Annotated in this window: 12 protein-coding genes and 2 pseudogenes; 3 read left to right on the plus strand and 11 right to left on the minus strand. The window is 32.4% G+C overall.

Annotated features, from left to right (window positions below; genetic code table 11):
- Window positions 1-500: 500 nt before the first annotated feature.
- Window positions 501-872, minus strand: coding sequence for a hypothetical protein (locus tag O3629_RS06790; protein ID WP_371608932.1), 372 nt, complete (start codon window positions 870-872; stop codon window positions 501-503).
- Window positions 873-1,013: 141 nt separating this feature from the next.
- A complete protein-coding gene (locus O3629_RS06795; protein WP_371608933.1) occupies window positions 1,014-4,853 on the minus strand; it encodes an SEC10/PgrA surface exclusion domain-containing protein in 3,840 nt (1,279 codons plus the stop codon).
- Window positions 4,854-5,013: 160 nt separating this feature from the next.
- Between O3629_RS06795 and O3629_RS06800 the strand changes: the two genes are divergently transcribed.
- Complete coding sequence (locus tag O3629_RS06800) at window positions 5,014-5,340, plus strand: helix-turn-helix domain-containing protein (RefSeq protein ID WP_013903620.1); 327 nt, start codon at window positions 5,014-5,016, stop codon at window positions 5,338-5,340.
- 64 nt (window positions 5,341-5,404) lie between these two features.
- Here the strand turns inward: O3629_RS06800 and O3629_RS06805 are convergent, their stop codons facing one another.
- The 3 genes from O3629_RS06805 to O3629_RS06815 form a co-directional block, all read right to left on the minus strand.
- Window positions 5,405-5,824, minus strand: coding sequence for a hypothetical protein (locus tag O3629_RS06805; protein WP_371608934.1), 420 nt, complete (start codon window positions 5,822-5,824; stop codon window positions 5,405-5,407).
- A 410-nt stretch (window positions 5,825-6,234) separates the two neighbouring features.
- On the minus strand, window positions 6,235-6,891 hold the full coding sequence (locus O3629_RS06810; RefSeq protein ID WP_021153266.1) for an ATP-binding cassette domain-containing protein: 657 nt from the start codon (window positions 6,889-6,891) through the stop codon (window positions 6,235-6,237).
- A 4-nt stretch (window positions 6,892-6,895) separates the two neighbouring features.
- Window positions 6,896-9,097, minus strand: a complete 2,202-nt coding sequence (locus tag O3629_RS06815) for an ABC transporter permease (protein ID WP_371608935.1) — start codon at window positions 9,095-9,097, stop codon at window positions 6,896-6,898.
- A gap of 224 nt (window positions 9,098-9,321) precedes the next feature.
- Here O3629_RS06815 and O3629_RS06820 point away from each other — a divergent pair, with 224 nt between their 5' ends.
- Entirely contained in the window at window positions 9,322-10,185 is an 864-nt protein-coding gene (locus O3629_RS06820) for a helix-turn-helix domain-containing protein (protein ID WP_070588957.1), read from the plus strand.
- A 507-nt stretch (window positions 10,186-10,692) separates the two neighbouring features.
- Here O3629_RS06820 and O3629_RS06825 read toward each other — a convergent pair.
- The 6 genes and pseudogenes from O3629_RS06825 to O3629_RS06850 all read right to left on the minus strand — a co-directional run.
- A pseudogene (locus tag O3629_RS06825) lies at window positions 10,693-10,974 on the minus strand (tyrosine-type recombinase/integrase); the annotation flags it as partial.
- 62 nt (window positions 10,975-11,036) lie between these two features.
- Entirely contained in the window at window positions 11,037-11,804 is a 768-nt protein-coding gene (gene pezT / locus O3629_RS06830; protein WP_371608936.1) for a type II toxin-antitoxin system toxin PezT, read from the minus strand.
- Window positions 11,804-12,280 (minus strand): type II toxin-antitoxin system antitoxin PezA, encoded by a 477-nt coding sequence (gene pezA / locus O3629_RS06835; RefSeq protein WP_371608937.1) that lies wholly within the window; start codon window positions 12,278-12,280, stop codon window positions 11,804-11,806. Before pezA ends, pezT begins: the two co-directional genes overlap by 1 nt.
- Window positions 12,281-12,401: 121 nt before the next feature.
- Window positions 12,402-14,012 (minus strand): ATP-binding cassette domain-containing protein, encoded by a 1,611-nt coding sequence (locus tag O3629_RS06840; RefSeq protein ID WP_371608938.1) that lies wholly within the window; start codon window positions 14,010-14,012, stop codon window positions 12,402-12,404.
- A 239-nt stretch (window positions 14,013-14,251) separates the two neighbouring features.
- Window positions 14,252-15,499: an MFS transporter gene (locus tag O3629_RS06845; RefSeq protein WP_371608939.1), complete on the minus strand. Its 1,248-nt coding sequence runs from the start codon at window positions 15,497-15,499 to the stop codon at window positions 14,252-14,254.
- A gap of 288 nt (window positions 15,500-15,787) precedes the next feature.
- Window positions 15,788-16,654 (minus strand): helix-turn-helix domain-containing protein, encoded by an 867-nt coding sequence (locus tag O3629_RS06850; protein ID WP_371608940.1) that lies wholly within the window; start codon window positions 16,652-16,654, stop codon window positions 15,788-15,790.
- 388 nt (window positions 16,655-17,042) lie between these two features.
- On the opposite strand from O3629_RS06850, the pseudogene O3629_RS06855 reads away from it, so the two are divergent.
- Window positions 17,043-17,297: pseudogene (locus O3629_RS06855) on the plus strand (tyrosine-type recombinase/integrase); the annotation flags it as partial.
- Window positions 17,298-17,345 lie beyond the last annotated feature (48 nt).

A 17,345-nucleotide genomic window follows, 5' to 3' on the forward strand; every position in this document is an offset into this window, starting at 1 on the left:
TAATCTGGTTCATATCTTACTCCTTAAGTAACTCTGATGAGAGTATTATAATCCAAATATGAAAATCAGAAACAAACCTCCCGTATTTGGGACGCACTGAATAGTTTACACTAAGTATAAAAAAATTATAAAATAATTATTTTTTAAAATAAGAGGAGAACTCATATTTTTATTTATACTCAATGAAAATCAAAGAGCAAACTAGTAAACTAGCCGCAGGTTGCTAAAAACACTGTTTTGAGGTTGAAATGGAACTGACGTAGTCAGTATCCCTACACATACGGCAAGGCGACGTTGACGCGGTTTGAATTTTATTTTCGAAGAGTATTAACAATGAATATATCACACTAAACCAGATAGAATATACAAGGTATATATAGATAGCTAAAAAGCCTTGGAATCATTCCAAGGCTTTCTCTATATTCTATTGCATCAATTTTCTTATTCCGATTTCAGTTGCGATAATTTCACGTATATTTAAAATAGATACTTAAATTATATTACTGTTTTTCAAAAGTTCCGTCTGCTACACGAAAATCACTGTTAACAGTTTCAATTGAATTAAATTGAATCTTTAAATATTTTACTTCTTTTTCATCTTTTCCAGGTAATTCAGCTTTAGCACTCGCTGCACTAGAAACCTTTAATTTGACGTATTTCCCAGCAATTTTCCAAGTGCCATCTCTAGATTCGTCTTTATTATTTGTTACTTCTAGTGTTTTATCGCTATTGAAAACGATAGTTGAATCGTGTTTACTATCATACCAAGTACCAATAATTTGCTTCTCTGGTCCTGAATTTTGATTCAAGAGAAAGAATACTCCACCGGCAACCGCAAGTACTAAAACAACTAAAGCAATAATTTTTTTCATTATTTTTCCTCCTATAAATATCTAAAGATATTTATTATTTTTTTCATATACCTAGTTTCACTAAAATCATTAGTAAAAAATCAAATTTTGAATGATAAACTTTTATTCATTACTACAATAAGAAATACTTACCAGCTTTTATTAATCACGATGTTTCCGTGATACTGAAATACCAAAACTACAAAGAACAATTCCCATTGCAAACACTAACCAATTTTCAATTGAACTTGTATTAGGCAAGGCTCTATTTGCAGCATATTTAGCTTGATTTCCAGCATAGCTATATACTCGTTCATTAGAAGTACTTTCTGGTATACTCTTTTCTAACGCAGGATTCAGAAAAATCATCTTGTGATCTACTTTATCGTTAAAGACTTCGCTTTGTCTTGTACGAGTATTTAAATAGACTTCCCTAACTGCTTCATATTGTGCAGTTGCATCCAATTGATCTTGTAGAAGTGTTTTAAGTTTATCTTCCTCTCTTGCTACATTCTCAAGTGCTAAACGATGCTCTTCAACTGCATTATCATAAGCTTCTTTTGCTTTCTTCAAATATGCATCAGCATTTTCAAGACGATCCAAAAGTGTTTCTAAAGCGACTAAGCTAGTCTTTAATTTAGAAATTTCATCCTTAATTTGACTTTCTTTAGCTTTTAACTCTTCAACTTTATTCTGACGGTTTCTGAGTTCTGCTTCGTTCTTAGCTTTCTCAGCTTTAAGATCTGAAAGAACTTTAAGTTCTTTATCCAATTCTGCACGCGCATCTGCTAAAACTTTTTGTTTTGTTTGAATATCTGCATTTAGATTTTCAACAGCTAATTGTGCTTTTGCATAACGAGTCTTGGCAACAACCAATTGTTGAGAAGCTTCATCTAGATTCTTTTGCGCAAGAGGTGTCTTATCTGAGATTGAGTTTAATCTTGTAATCGTTTGACGTGTAGCATTTAAGGCTGCCAAATGTTTTTCATGAATTTTTGTTGTTTCATCTAAATTGTTTCTTGCAGTCTTATCTGTTGCTTTTGCTTTTTCAAGCTGCTCTTTTGCAGTTTCTAATGCTTTTTGCTTAACTTGAAGGTCTGCATTTAAGTTATCCAGAGCTGTTTGAGCTTTGATATATCTTGTTTCAGCTTCTTCTTTTAGTTGTTTCGCATTGTCGTATTTCTTCTGTGCACCTGGAGTTTGATCAGGAACTGACATCAATTCTGCTACTAGTTTTTGAGTTTGTTTCAGATTTTGATTTGCATTTTGATTTTCTACTTTTGCTTTTTCAAGATCAGATTTAGCTTTTACTTCTGCTGTTGTGGCCTGGTCTAAATTATCTTTTGCATTTGCTAAAGCTTGACGCTTGCTTTGAATATCAGCATTTAATTGATCGAGTGCATCTTGAGCCTTATTAAATTGGATTTGTGCTTCATTATAATTTTGTGTAGCGTTTTCCAATTTAGTAGTAGCTGCAGGTGTTTGATCGGGAGTAGCTTTCAGAGCATCTAATTTTGCTGTCGTTTCTTTGAGAGCATTTGTACTTGAATCGTTTTCTGATTTAGCTTTTACCAAACGTTTCTGTGCAGAATCATTTGCCGTATTTGCTGCAGTCTGTTTAGCTTTTGCAGTTGTTAATTCATCTTCCATTTTTGAAGTATCAAATGGAGTAGCTAGAGGTTTAGCAATTCCTTTATCATAATAGTCGTCAACAGTTACAAAATGGTATTCACCAGTTTGTTCATCTTTAACATATTCAAGATGTGCATCTTGACCTTTGAATTCAATAAAGTGCATGCGTCCAACACCACTTGGTGTGAAACTATTTGCAGCTCCAATTGCCCGAATATTTGTAGGAGCTTTCTGCCCAATCATAAGTTTCATGTGTCCAAAATAAGCATGAACATCATTTGTCATAAAACTAATTACAGCATCATATACCTCACGATACAATTGAGACATTGTTGCTTTACGAGTTTCTTTAGCTTCTGAATAATACGCACCATAACCCAGCAAAGTATTATCATAGCTCATGTTTTCTCCAGTCCATACGATGGAATCTAATCCATCTTTCGCTAGAGCAGTATCACTGTGACTTGTGCTATATGGTTTATTTTCTTCAGCATAGGCTTTTGCAATGTTTTTGACACCCTGAACAGATTCTTCAGTGACAATATAATGATGACTACCCCAAACTTGGTCTTGCAGATTGTTGGCGAGAAGTGCATAATATTGGCTCAAAGCTTCAATTTGCTTGTCAGTTAAATTGTCTAAATCTACGACTGAATCATCGATAGGCAAAACAATATCCTTGTTTGACCATTCCTTTATGAATATATTTTGGTGTTCAGGGGAAAATTCTGTTAATGCAGTTCCAAAATCATATTTGCTATCTTTGAACCATTTTTGAATAACGTCGTTTAAGGCATTTTTATTTGCGTCTGAATCATCAGCAAGGTAAGTCTTGTAAGCATCAATGACATCTTGAGGCAATTGAGGAATAGTGAGATTTTTAATTGCTGCAATTTGTTTATTGAGCGTTTCAACCACTTGATCAGCCTTCTCTTTATTCTCTTTTGCTTCCTGAGCTGCTAGTGTAGCACTCGCTAGCTCATTTGAAGTTTCATTTACTTTAGCCTCTTCTTGTTTTTTCTTAGTAGTTAAAGTGGAAATATCCGAAGCTTTCTTATCATCATTTTCTTTAGCTTTTTTGAGCTCTTCTTCTGCACTAATCTTACTATTTTGTTTATTTGCTAAATCATTTGCTTTACTATCACGATTTGCGATTGTTTGGGCAAGTTGTGATTCAGAAGCATCAAGATTACTTTGCGCTGAAACCTTATTTTCTCGAGCTTTCTTTAGATTCTCTTGTGCTTGTTTTTGTTTTTCTTCAGCAGATGACAAGTTTGCTGCTGTTTCTTGACTTTTCTTTATTTGATCCGCTTCAACAGACTTTGCATTTTTTAGTGCAGTAGCTTTTTTATCGTCCGCTTCTTTGGCACGATCAAGTTCTTGTTTCGCTGTATTTTCAGTTGCTGTTTTAGCATCTAAATTTTTCTTAGCCGCATCACGTTCTGCTACTATTTCTTCGACGCCTGTACCGTCTAAAACCTTCTGAGCAGTTTCTTTCTCTTTTTGAGCCTTCACTAATGCACTCGCTGCTTCTTCTGCAACCTTTTTAGCATCTGCTAATTGTTTAGCAGAAACTTGACTAGCACTAAGTTGCGTTTTTTCATCAGCAGAAGCTTTACTGAGTTCTTCAGCCTTATTTTTGTCTTCGTTAATGGCATTTCCCAAAGCCTCTTTCGCTGCTGATTCTGCTGATTCTTTTTCAGCTACATCACTTTTTGCTTTGTCTCTTTCAGCAATGATTTCCGATGCTCCAGTACCATCAAGATTTTTTTGTGCAGTTGCTACTGCTCCCTCAGCTGTCGAAACTTTCTTTTCTTGCTCTGAAATTTTATCTTGATCTTTTTTAATAACATCTGATTGCTGATTACGTTCTTTCTCAGCTTCTAGAACTTTATCAGATGCATCTTTTAGTGATGTTTCCTTTTTCTCAATATCAGCTTTTACTTCTGATATTTCATTTTTGGTTTTTTCAATTTTCTCAGGCGTAGCTGATTCTTTATTCGCCTCAGCATTCTTTAAGTTAACATTTGCATCGGAAACTTTCGATGCAGCGACTGCTTCCGAAGCCTTAGCGTTTTCTAATGCACTTTCTTGATTTGAAACCGATTGATCCGCTTCTTCCTTGATTGTTCTAGCTTCTTCTACAATTTCAGAAGTTGGCGTTTTCGTTACGGTTGCAACCCCATTATGAACAAATACCCCGTCTACTTGTTTTATATTTGTAGACGAAGGAGTCGTCGATTCAACACTTAATGTTGACTCATTTGGCTGAGTTGCAGTTACTTCATCCGCTTGTACAACAGAAATTCCCGCAAAAGCTGTAGCTATTGATACAGCAGATACAGTTGCTTTGATCGTTTTCTTTTTCATAATTCCCACCTTTATGATAGAGTATTGAGCAAATTATCACTATATAATTATATACAACCGAATTATACTATATTTTAGCAACTTTGTAAAGTTGTAACCAACCTTTTAAGAACTAGAACCTAACCTTATAAGGCTGTAAAATAGTCTTAAGAGGTGAGCAATGTCAGAATTACAAAAGTATATAAGCAAACGAATACGGATTCTGCGGACCCAGTCAGGAATGACTCAGGAACAATTAGAAGAAAAAGCAGATCTTGGTACCAATTATGCCTATAAGTTAGAAAATTTAGAGCCCAATATAAAAATTAGTACTCTGGAGAAAATTATAGATGCGTTAAATGTTGATCTACAAACTTTTTTTGATTTAACACTTAAAGAAGAAAGCACTGACTTAGCACAGCTTATTGACACTATTAAATCTTTACCAGAGTACAAACAAAATAAAGTCATTTCAGCTATTAACACTATAATTAACGAGACAAAATAAAAAGAGTGGAAAAGGATTAAAAACTGTTCCTTTCCCACTCTTTTTGTGCCTAAAAATATGGCTATTAGCTATTAGAGCCTGCGATTCTTGGGTAACCAAATGTCATATCGAGGTTATTTTTCTCGTAATTCTTGATTAATTCCCAGAAATCTGCAACTGATAACGCTGCAACTGATTCATGCCAATTGAATTTAAAAAATAAATCTAAGAGAAATTTAATTACTTGATGAACTTTGACTGTCTGTTCTACAGTATCAAATGTAATCAAAATTTTCTCACACAATGGATCAATCAATTCAATTTCAATACTATCATTTACAAAATTGAATGATACTTCTTGATCTTGATCATTCAAGATTGAAATATACTGATCCTCATCAAATGTTGAATAAAACATTCTAATATTAATTTCTTCAATGTGATTAATTAACTCTGTAAGATATTGTTGAGTTAAATTAATCACATCTTGTTTGTAAATCTTCATAAATTTTACCTCTAATTATTATTTTTTTAAGATTTATTTCCTTAGATTTACGGTGGTCTTACTCTCTCTATTATTATTAAACGATTGTTCTTGAGCATCTGTTGCCTCCTTTTTTAGGAACAAAAAAAGACAGTTCAGCACTGCCTTTCTTTTTTTATCTATACTATTATTATGCCATTTTTCTGTAAAAATAAAGATAGATTTTTCAAAAAAGTACTATAGAATGCTCTTGGCCCCAGAGGATAAATTTTTTGTCTAGGTTTTGGGGTCAGTACATAACAAGAAGATTTTTTTATGTTTTTCTAAGTACGTCTAGACGTTTTAAAACTTATGTTGTGATTGAATTACGTTCAATACTTCTTGCATACTTCCAGCTTTCCAATTTGCCTTAGCATTAAATAATGGTTGAGTTAATTTGCAAGAACCGACTCCAGTGAAATGATCCTATCACATTGCCGTGCTTGCTCCATGTTATGTGTAACAACCAAAATTGTTTTACCAAACTGATCTCTCAAAGTTCGAATCAAATCGAATGCTTTTTGAGACATTTCAGGATCTAACGATCCGGTTGGTTCATCTGCTAGGACAATATCTCCGGGCTTTAAAATAGCTCTCACAATCGCAATTCTCTGCTGTTCACCTCCCGATAATTCATTGATTTTACTATTTAACCGATTTTGTAGACCAACAAATTCTAGCGTTTCCTTGATTCTCTGCTCCTTCTCCTGTCTAGAGAAATTCGAAAAAGTCATGGCAAGCATCAGGTTATCTTTCACACTAGATGTAGAAATGAGTGCATTGGATTGAAAAAGATAGTTGATGACATTCCTTCGGTAATGAACTGCTGATTGCGAATTTACCTTAGGCAAAACTTTTCCGTTGATTAGGATTTTACCACTGTCAACAGTATCCAATAGTCCAATCATATTGAGGATAGTCGATTTTCCAGAACCAGAAGGTCCTACTAAAGCTACAAATTCATTTTCCTCAATATCAAAGCTTAAGTCTTTGAAAATTTCTCTTGAACCAAATTGTTTTGATACATTTTGTACTGAAATTCTAGACATGAGATTACTCCTTAAATAATTGTATGATACTCTCTCCCTCTTTACGGAACAAGCTGAAGTAAAGAAGCATTATCTGAAAAGAAAATGTAGCTAGTGTCATGACTATTCCCAACTTAGAACCCACTAAGATAGAAACGATTAGTTCCATCACAGAAAAACTAATAATGAGAGAAAGCACACCAATATATCTTTTCCATGGTGAGAATCCCATAAAGTATTGAACATACAATTTTTCTTTAAATAACAAGCGGTACATTAAGACAAAACTCCAGAAAATAGCCATCATCGTAATTATGATAATCGCTATGATCGTGCCGAAAAGATAAAATGTATAACTCAGATCTTTTTGAAGACCATTGATAAAGTTCTTGACAGTTGTAAAACTCAACCGATTATCCTTTAAATCTGGAAATTCTGTTTCTAAAATGGACACTACCTGTTTCATCGTTTCCCTATCACGAATCTTCAAAAGACCATTATAGCCACTTACAACTAAGTTTGCCGACTCCATGAAATATAAATTCTCTGGTGTTGAGACAAAAATAACTGGATTCTCACTAGTTGTACCGTAAGAAATGGAATCTGACCAAGTAAATATTGGTCGAGACGGTTGGTAAACCTTGAACATAAATTTCGGATTTTCTGTGAAATTAGTTTGTAAATCTCCCTGTTTTACAGTGACACTTTCCTGTAAATAGGCCTTCATCACCTCAAGTTCTTCTGTATTGAGCGTGTTAGGTAGAAGATAAAGTCGAGTACCATTCCTCATCTCTAGCAACTCTTCATCACTTAGGTGAATACCTAGATCTTGCAGGTAATTATAAGAAAATTTCAAATACCAAAATGGTTTTTTAGGGACATGCTGGTATGTTCCATAGACTGCATCAAGGGACTCCTGATTAAGAAATTGTCCTTGGGCAATATAGACACCTGGAAGCTCAGATATACGCTGGTAAAAGTTATACATACTACGCTCAAGGGAATTTGTAGTTCCTGCATATGTACCTACATCATCTCCCTCAACAAAGCTGGAGATAACGTACATATCTTCAACATTCTTCCACTCCCTAGATACTTTCATATTGTCAATAAACTGATTCATTGGAGCATCTAAAGAGTAACTGACTGCGATTAACAAACCAGCTACCAAGGTATAGAATAACAAGCAGGTCACCATTAAAAGCTTCATTGGTAATCGTTTATGAATTGCGGCTAATGGAGAAACCGAATAAACAATAATCGTTGGAATAATGAATATAAATAGTAGCAACAAGACTGAGAGGCTGACTCCAGCAAAAACTAGAATAAACGATGATAAACCAAAACTAGACCAGCCTGACAACAACCAACTACATAAAGAGATAATTGGAATAATGTAGATTGAAAATAGTAGAGAATTTTTGAAAAAAGCAGACCATAATTCTTTTCTATCCCATCCTAAAAGAATCAATGTTCCGAAATGTTTAAAGGATTGAAGAACACAGATTAAGAATAGGATCAGTAAAATGAATGCATTTACTAAGATGCTGATAGCAAGTATTATTCCCCAAATTCCCTGATCAGTACTACTTCCAAAACTTTCTTTTGTCAAATCCTCAACAGAAATACCTGACACCTTTGAAAGATGCAGCAAAAAGTTATCTCTTGAGACAGCATCGCGGAGACCATTGATATGGTAGATCCCATTAATCGTATTAGTGTTTTGGAAAGTATAATCTAATCGTTCAATGACTACAGGTGTGCTAAATAATAAATCTGGAAGCTCGTAAAGCATATTATTTGAGCCTTTGTCAAGTCCAATAGTCATACTATTATCACTATGAGATAATAAATTTGCAAATTGTTGTTGTGAGACAACTATTTTACCCGTACTTTCAAAATCTGAAAAACCAGCAGAGCTACCAAGGATGTCTATATAAATCCTATTTAGACCTTCTCCTGTATCACTACTTTCAGAACGTTTTGTCCATATGGACAAGTCACTCTGTTCTAAAAAATAATTAAATACATCTTGTGATTGCTTTTCTGTTAACTTCTGAAGATAAACTGTTACGGTCCCGGAATGATGATTATAACTCTGCCATGACTGTTGATACTGTAAACCTGCTAAAAAAATTGCCACCAGAGCAAGTAAGACACTCTGGATGGCAATCAAAAACAGGATTAAGTATTTCATTTTACCTAATAACATGTTTTTGTATGTCATACGTACTTACCTACAATTCCACGTTTTTTTCTCACGCAATGAAACCCCTTTCAGCTTCCTTGTTTTTATTTTAACATATATATTTTTATTTAGCCAATTTTTTATTGTTTATTGAACTTTTTTTATTTTTATTACCATAAAGAATATTTTATTCCTTTAACTTGCTATTTTGAACTAAAAATTTTATAATAAAATTAAGCAAATAGGAAGGTTTATTATCTTTAATGAATACACTCGCAGAGAGATTCAGATTGAAAAGAAAAGAGTTGAGACTCTCCCAACAAACGCTTGCAGAAGGAATTTGTGAACAAAGCCAGATTAGTAAAATTGAGAGAGGGCATTTCATTCCCTCCGCAGACCTTTTGTTCAAACTCTCACAACGACTTGAAGTGCCATTAGATTATTTTTTTAATGAACAAATTGAAATTAAATCTAACCTCTCTAATTTCAAGCAATTATCTGCTCGCCTATTAGATGATAGAAATTATGACAATTTGGAATATATTTATAAAATAGAGATTGAACGAAGCACTTTTCTAACACTAGAAGACCGAACTTACCTTGAATGGATTAAATCTATTATTGACTTCTATCAATATGACAGTAAGTGTGAGGCTATTTCTTCATTGGAAAATATATTATTAAAAGTCTCCTCAAATACTCTGATTTATTTAAAGGCATTGAATACTCTATCTAATTTCTATTCCTTAGTGGGTCGTGAACAAGAATATGAGGCAAACTACTCTCATTTAATGGAGTTATATCAGACAAAAAATTTTGAGCATCAAGAGTTTTTATTTGGTTACATCAGAGTTCGTTACAACTACGCTCACTACCTAGTGTCAAAGGAAAAATATAACGAAGCCATCCAAGAAGCTCTTGAGACGATTGAACTCTGTAAACAAAGACAGACAAGCTACCAACTAGCTCCCCTACTTATTCTTGTAGGAAATGCTGGAGCCAAATTTCTAGACAAAGAACAAGTCAAAAATTATTATATAGAAGCAAGAGAGTTATGTAAGATTTATAACAATCCTTTAATGTTGATGAAGATAGAAAATTATTTGAAAGAATTAGATACTGTTTAGTTAATCTTGACATTATAGTTTTTCTGAAACGTTAAATAACCTGTAAGGCTGATAGTGAAATTAATACTATCAGCCTTATAATTTTTCCATGGTATCTTAAATAACTATACTGATTTTGTTTCCCGTTCTAATTTGGTAACATTTTGATTTCTTGTGTTATCAAGTATATGGTAGAAAAAGAGTTCTACACTTTCAGTAGAACCCTTCTTATTAGCAGTATTTTGATTACCTAGTTTTTTCTATTTTTCCTAAATTAAAATAAGAAATTATTGATAAAGTTCTCCTGGAAGATTGTTCATAAAAAAGTGTATCTTTGGCTAGAGAAAATCACAAAATCTAAATAAAACAGAAGACACAAAATATTTATAATATGTAAAAGGTAGTTCAAAAATATAGAACTACCTTTTGTTGATAATAATGAAATTAGATACTTGTTCTTTTGAAATTAGTAGAGTAAAAATTGCTAGAGGGGAATCATCAAACTGCTTTGATTTAGCTATGGTTATTTTACTTTTGTGGCCGAGAACAAATGGAAGATATGGGATTACACAGAGTGAGTATTTCTTTTTGTTTTGATTGAGACACATGAGTATAGATCTGAGTTACAGAAATAGAGCTATGTCCAAGTATTTGCTGTATATAACGAATATCTACATTTTTATCCAGTAGCATTGTAGCAAAGCTGTGTCTAAACATATGTGGCGTGATAGTTATAGATAAGTTGTTTTTCTTAACCATCTTCTTTAAAATTAGACGTACGCTTTGTTCTGACAGTGCTTTAAGAGGATGAGTTCAAGTAAATGTTGCACTTATTCTTGCAATTTATCATGTACTCATAAATTAGCCCTTCGTCACTTATCAATTCCTCCCAGTTCTCTCAACCGTTCCTGTCCCAACTTCAACATCTCTTTTTCCACCTTATTCCATTTTCCAAATAGGCATTCGTGTAGGACTACTGCTGCTGATGTTTCGTCTACTTGCGAATCATAAACACACGATTGATCTCTTCGGTAAATTTGAACTTGATTAAAAATCTTGTCATTTTCTAACTCTCGTAAGTTATCAACTAAATGTTCTACAATTCCATCATGGTGCTCTTTGGGAGTCGCTCTCGCTTGACTTGGGTCTATTGCATGGAGCTCCTCATAACGTATCAAGGTACTGAGATAGGACAATTCTGGCTTGGTCGCAATTACTGCAAGTGAGACTTGGTAACCTTTAGTTGTCAATAATTGTGACGTTTTTCTAGGGACTTCTGTTGTTCTTAAAGTACCCTCGATTAACAAATGATAACCTTGTTTACTCAACTCATCTACAAGATATTCAACCATTTGTCCCGCGAATACTTTGGTATAATCCACACTATCTTTGCCATACTTTTCCTGTAGGCCAAGGTAGTTCGGATGAAAAGAGCGATAACTATCTCCATCAATGATAATGATATTACCTTGAAATTCCCTTTGTTTAATACGATGAATCGTTGTTTTCCCAGCACCACTCTGTCCACCGAGCAAGATAGCCTTGGGCTGAGATGAGGTTGTTTTTCCACGAGTTAAAGAACGAACGAGTCGTTTGGAGGCTTGTTCAAAATTATCTTGACTAAATTCTTCTAGTTTCATTAAGCCACCACCAGATGACTAGCTTGTTCTAGCATACGTTCAATGCCATCCAAATAGCCATTATATCGCTCTAAATCCTCAAAAGTTGCAACAAGATAAATCCTCGTGTTAATCAAATCAGACAAATCATCGCTCATTAGAACCCAAGGATTCAAAGTATCATCAAATGCAATTCCTTGGTCATCTTGAAAACGATAAAGTTGCGCTAAGATATTCGCCCCTCGTTCTTTAATCACTTCAATTTTCAGAGTTAATTGATAATCTTCTACTGGTGTGAGCATTTTTTCCTCCCCTACGATATCGATATACGAAACATTAAATTTCTTGCAAATACGATCTATTAATTCTGTCGAAATTCGACTTGTCCCATTTTCATAACGACTCAGACTATTTCGAGAGATACCAACAATCTTTGCAAACTCAGGCTGAGTTAGGTTATGTGCCTTGCGTAACGTTTTAATATTTTCTCCGATCATGAAGGTCCTCCTTTAATTATTCCTATTATAGCACAAAAAGAAAAAACGCACCAATTTTGGTGCGTTTTCAAATCTGGTAGATGAATCTTTAATTTAACCAACTGATCTCAGTATGTTAAAACTAATCCAAATATATAATTTTATCAAAAAGAGATCTTATATTTTCATCTAGATGATGGCTTACAAAAATAACAGTTTTTTCTGTCATTGAGAATAGATGTTTCTCAATTTGATACCGTCTTTCTTTATCAATCGCATCAGTTGCCTCATCAATAATCAAAATTGGTTTTTCTTCAAGGTAAGCTCTAGCTAAACTAATTCGTTGCTTCTGTCCACTAGAAATATCTTGGCTAATTTCCGATAAAGTAGTTTCCAATCCATGACTCAATCCATTAATCCAGTCTCTTAAATAAAATATTTCCAATGCTTTTTCGATTTTTGAATCTTCTATTTCACGGCCTAATGTCAAATTAAATAAAATGGATTCGTTAAAAATATGATCTTCCAAACTAACATAAGAAATATTTTCATGAAGATCCTTGAAATTCATATTTTTTGAATCGATATTATCATAGAAGATGTGGCCTTTCGAAATTGGGATTTCACCATTAATAGCCTTTAATATAGTTGATTTTCCTGAACCAGATGACCCTGATATTGCATACTTCTTATTTTTTTCAATTTTAACATTTAAATTATCTAAGACAATCTTACCATCACGTTCAATAGTTACCGATTGAAATTCTACTTTATCTATAAATTTCTTCCAAGTTTGTTTATTAACATTACTTTCATGAATACTTTGGTCACCTTCCAATTCAAATTTTTCAAATATTTTGTTTACAGTTTTAAACTCAGCGTAATTTGCTGTTAAGCCTGTTAAGCCCGCAAAGATAATTGATGAAAAATATTGAGAAGAAGATACAGCCCCAATCGGAATTAATCGGTTAAAATATAAGACCCCTGCGTGGGTCAACATGGCAATTTGACTCACAAAACTAGTCCCATTTTGAACAGACATAAGCCCACCAAAGGTTTTTGAATATGAAACTCTGGACTTCGAATATTTTTTTGAATAAGATAAGATTTTTACCATTAAAAAATGAAGTTGATTAGCATTGGATAACATTCGAAATCCACTTAAAGAATCATCAATTGCTTTAACTAATTCTTCATTCTTCTCAGTAAAGTAAACAGCTTTATTCTCCATTTTCTTTGTAAATATTTTAGGAAGATTTACCATTAGAATGAAGAATATCAAAATTGTAAACAATAATGAATAATGGAAACTAAAAAAGGCAATAATTGCAAAAATGATATTTAATGCTTGACTAATCATTAATTCAAGTGTTTCAAAGCCAAGATCTCGAATAGTATTAAGATCATTTGTCAGCCATGAGGTATAGGCGCTAACACTTTTTGAGCCAAAACGAATCACACCCTTACTTTCAATACTTTTTACAATATCTTTACGTATTTCGGTACACATTTCTTGTATGGCTTTTTCACTTGCTTTTGAGTTTTGATATATTTGCAATACCCATATTAAATTTACAGCTAAAATCGCTCCACTTAAATACAAAAATCCCTGTAAATCAAAATTTACAATTGTAGAAATTGCTTTAGCACTCAATATACCATTTAAGTAAACACATAATGAATTAATAAAAATCCAAAACAACCATATAGAATTACTTCGTTTGCATCTAATTAAATAAGTTTTTAATGTCATATCCCAGCCTCACTTAAAAATTCCAAATATTTCTTCACCAATTATTTTTCTCTGATATTTAATGGCAATATAAGATAATAAAATTCCTACTAACTTTTAGGGCGCAGTTCAGAGTAGTCGATTTCTATCTATTTCCTTTATTATTAACTTGAAATTTTCTAGCTTTTTTTAAACTTCCATTATTCTGTTTCATAGATATATTTTTAGACCGCTGATCAACTTTATGTTCTTTTTTTAAATTATTCTGCATAACTTTCTGGTTCATTTTCTATTCCCTCACTTTCCTTAAATGGATTGTTAATAAATAACAAATAAAACCCTACTAATACCGTAAATATATTTATCGTTATTCCTAGAATATGTATATCCGAATAAAATTGAGGGACTATTAAGAATACAATTGAAAATAAAGCATATAAGCTTGAATTAGTAGAGTAGATTAACCCCATATTTTCATAGTTATATTCAGAATAAATCATTTTTTCAAACATATTACCAGATATACCAATAATTATAAAGGATAATCCAAATAGCAAAAGCTTAATCAATGGAATTGGTATTACAAATACTAAGAATAAAAAGAAGCCCGATACAATATAATCAATAAAGAAAAACTTTTTATATGATATTTTTATCCTAGGTGCCACAAAAGCACCTGTCAAATCTGCTAATCGTTGTACTGCCAATACCAACCCAAGATACTGAATAGGAATTCCTTCCGATACAAGATATAAGGGGGCTAAAGTTAAAAGTAGATCTGTTCCACCACTTAAAATTGACTCTGTAATTACAATAAAAGAGGCAAATTTTGATTCTCGAAAAGCAGAAATTGTGTCCAAGAGTTGAAAAGTTGATTCACTTTCGCTTTCTATATTTTCAGACGTACCATCTGACTTTTTTTTATCAGGTATATCTAACCTGATTTTCAACATAAAGTATATCGCAGCTACAAAAAATGGAATACTCATATTGAAAACAACAAAATAGGACAACACTCCTAACAGTAACGAGGCAAACAGGTTACTAATAATATCTAACACATTTGAAGCCATATACTGAACATCTATAGATTTGTTTATCGTTTCTTCATTATTTTCTAATGTTCCTGGAACAATCTTCATTTGCAATGTGTTGAGTAGATTTGTTGATAAACTAAACAAAAAATTAAAAATATAAAGATAAAAAACTTCAAAGCGATATCTTAAGCATAGAATAGTAATGAAAATTATAAAAAGTTGAAGAACTTGAAAAGTTACTAGCCAGACTTTATCTCTTTGAATTTTATTTACAAAAATTCCATAAAAAACGGCAAGTAAGTTAGGGATAAAACCTATTAGAGTAAATAAAGATAACTGACCAGCTTCAATATTATAAACTTTGATTAACCCAATCGACAATGCAATGAAGTAAAAACTATCTGCAATGTTTCTAGAAGATCTACCTAATATCAAGTTTTTAAAGTTACTACTGAATTTTTCTAATATCATGTTTGTATACCTCGAAATTCATACAATCGATTTGGATATAATTTGTTATATTTAATAATCCTGTCAAGGAATCCAATACTTTGTAGGAAATAATTGCTACTGCCATATACGATATCGGTGAAATTACACTGTATGGTGTCTTACTATTAATTTTCTTGCATTTATTTTAGCACTCCGTCATCATGTTGTAAATATCTTTTTATAAACTATTTTTATTTTTTTTAAAATAAATCATTTTTGTATCTATGAGATATTAAAAAAACGATGCTCAATTGAACATCATTTTCATTATTCTGTCATATTTGCAATATAATGTTCGACTTTCAAAGCCATTGACATATTTTCATCCAATTTATAAAGAAAATGTGCTGTCTCAAAATATTCTTTTACCGAAATCTTAGAAGAAAAGTCCTTACTTACATTTCCCATCAATAAATACAAATCAGCTAAAAGATAAGTTGTTCTGTAAGCCTGACACTGCTTTATAGTAGCTGTTATTTTAGTAATAGCTTCTTCAATATTATTCTGTAGCCATAAATATCTACAAACGTTATAGTTGAACTTAATAAATAGTTCTAACTCTTCGAGTGTATTTAAATTGAGTTGATTTACTTGATACTCTAATGTTTTTCGAATCTCATCAAATCGCGTTAAATCTCCAATATCGTAATAAAAATTGAATAGAGTGTTTGAAATTTGGAGATAGTTCATATCAGATATACTTAACTGTGACAGCACCTTCTCCAATCTTTCAACTGCCTCCTCTTGTTGCCCATAGAAATAAAAATCTATCAGAGATTTTATCCACTCCATATAAAATTTATCTGCTAGAGATAAACGATGAGACTTTACATTTTCTAATTCATATATATATTTCAAAGACTCATAATTTCTATTTATGATAAATGTATGTGCTAATTTCTTAAACTCTGCTAGCTCATCAACCTCCTCAACAATCTGCTCATCAAAAAAATAATCCATACTAACTTTTAATTTCTTAGCAAGTGCATGTAAAAAATCCGCCCCAGGAGTGAACTCTCCACTCTCTAATCGACTAATTTGCCCCTGTTTACAAATACCTTCGGCCAATTCTCGCTGGGACAATTTTAATTCTTTTCGTCTATTTTTTAATCTGGTTGCTAATAATGTACCCACGTTTGGATATTCCTTTTCTAATTGATTTTGATTTCAATTTTAATTGTAACATGATTAAATCAAAAATTCAAATATATGTCCATAAAGATACAAATTTTATATAAATGGTAGCAAATCTTTTTTGATCTACTTCGTCTTCTTTTGAAAATAATCTACTCAAATAATTTCTAGATTGTCAAATTAAGTTAGACTTTTCATGTAACTCAGAAAAACATATATAGGGTTTGATAGTTCAAGTAATTCCTAAAAGTCTTTGAAACTAAAAACGCATAATATCAGGTATTCAAAAAACTGATATTATGCATTTTATTTTAGTCTAAATTAGGGAGATTATTTCCAGATAAAGTTTTTGGCAAGCTTCTTATCTGTTTAAGGTACATCTCCCCATCGAAATGAGCGAGCTACTCTTATTAAACGATCAAAAGAGTTAGGTTTACCTAATTATGGTTTTCACATATTCCGCCATACTCATGCGTCTTTAATGCTCAACGCTGGAGCAAATTGGAAAGAACTTCAAGAACGTATGGGACACAGATCTATTTCAACCACAATGGATATCTATGCGGAATTAGATCCTAACCGAAAGAATGAAGCAGTCGATATTTTAATAGAACGACTTGCACAAATTAAAAAAACTAATTAGAGACTATTATATTTAGCTATAATAAATCATTTTACAATTAATGTAAAT

The organism is Streptococcus sp. 27098_8_12 (assembly GCF_041432115.1).
GTDB classification, from domain to species: domain Bacteria; phylum Bacillota; class Bacilli; order Lactobacillales; family Streptococcaceae; genus Streptococcus; species Streptococcus parasanguinis_V.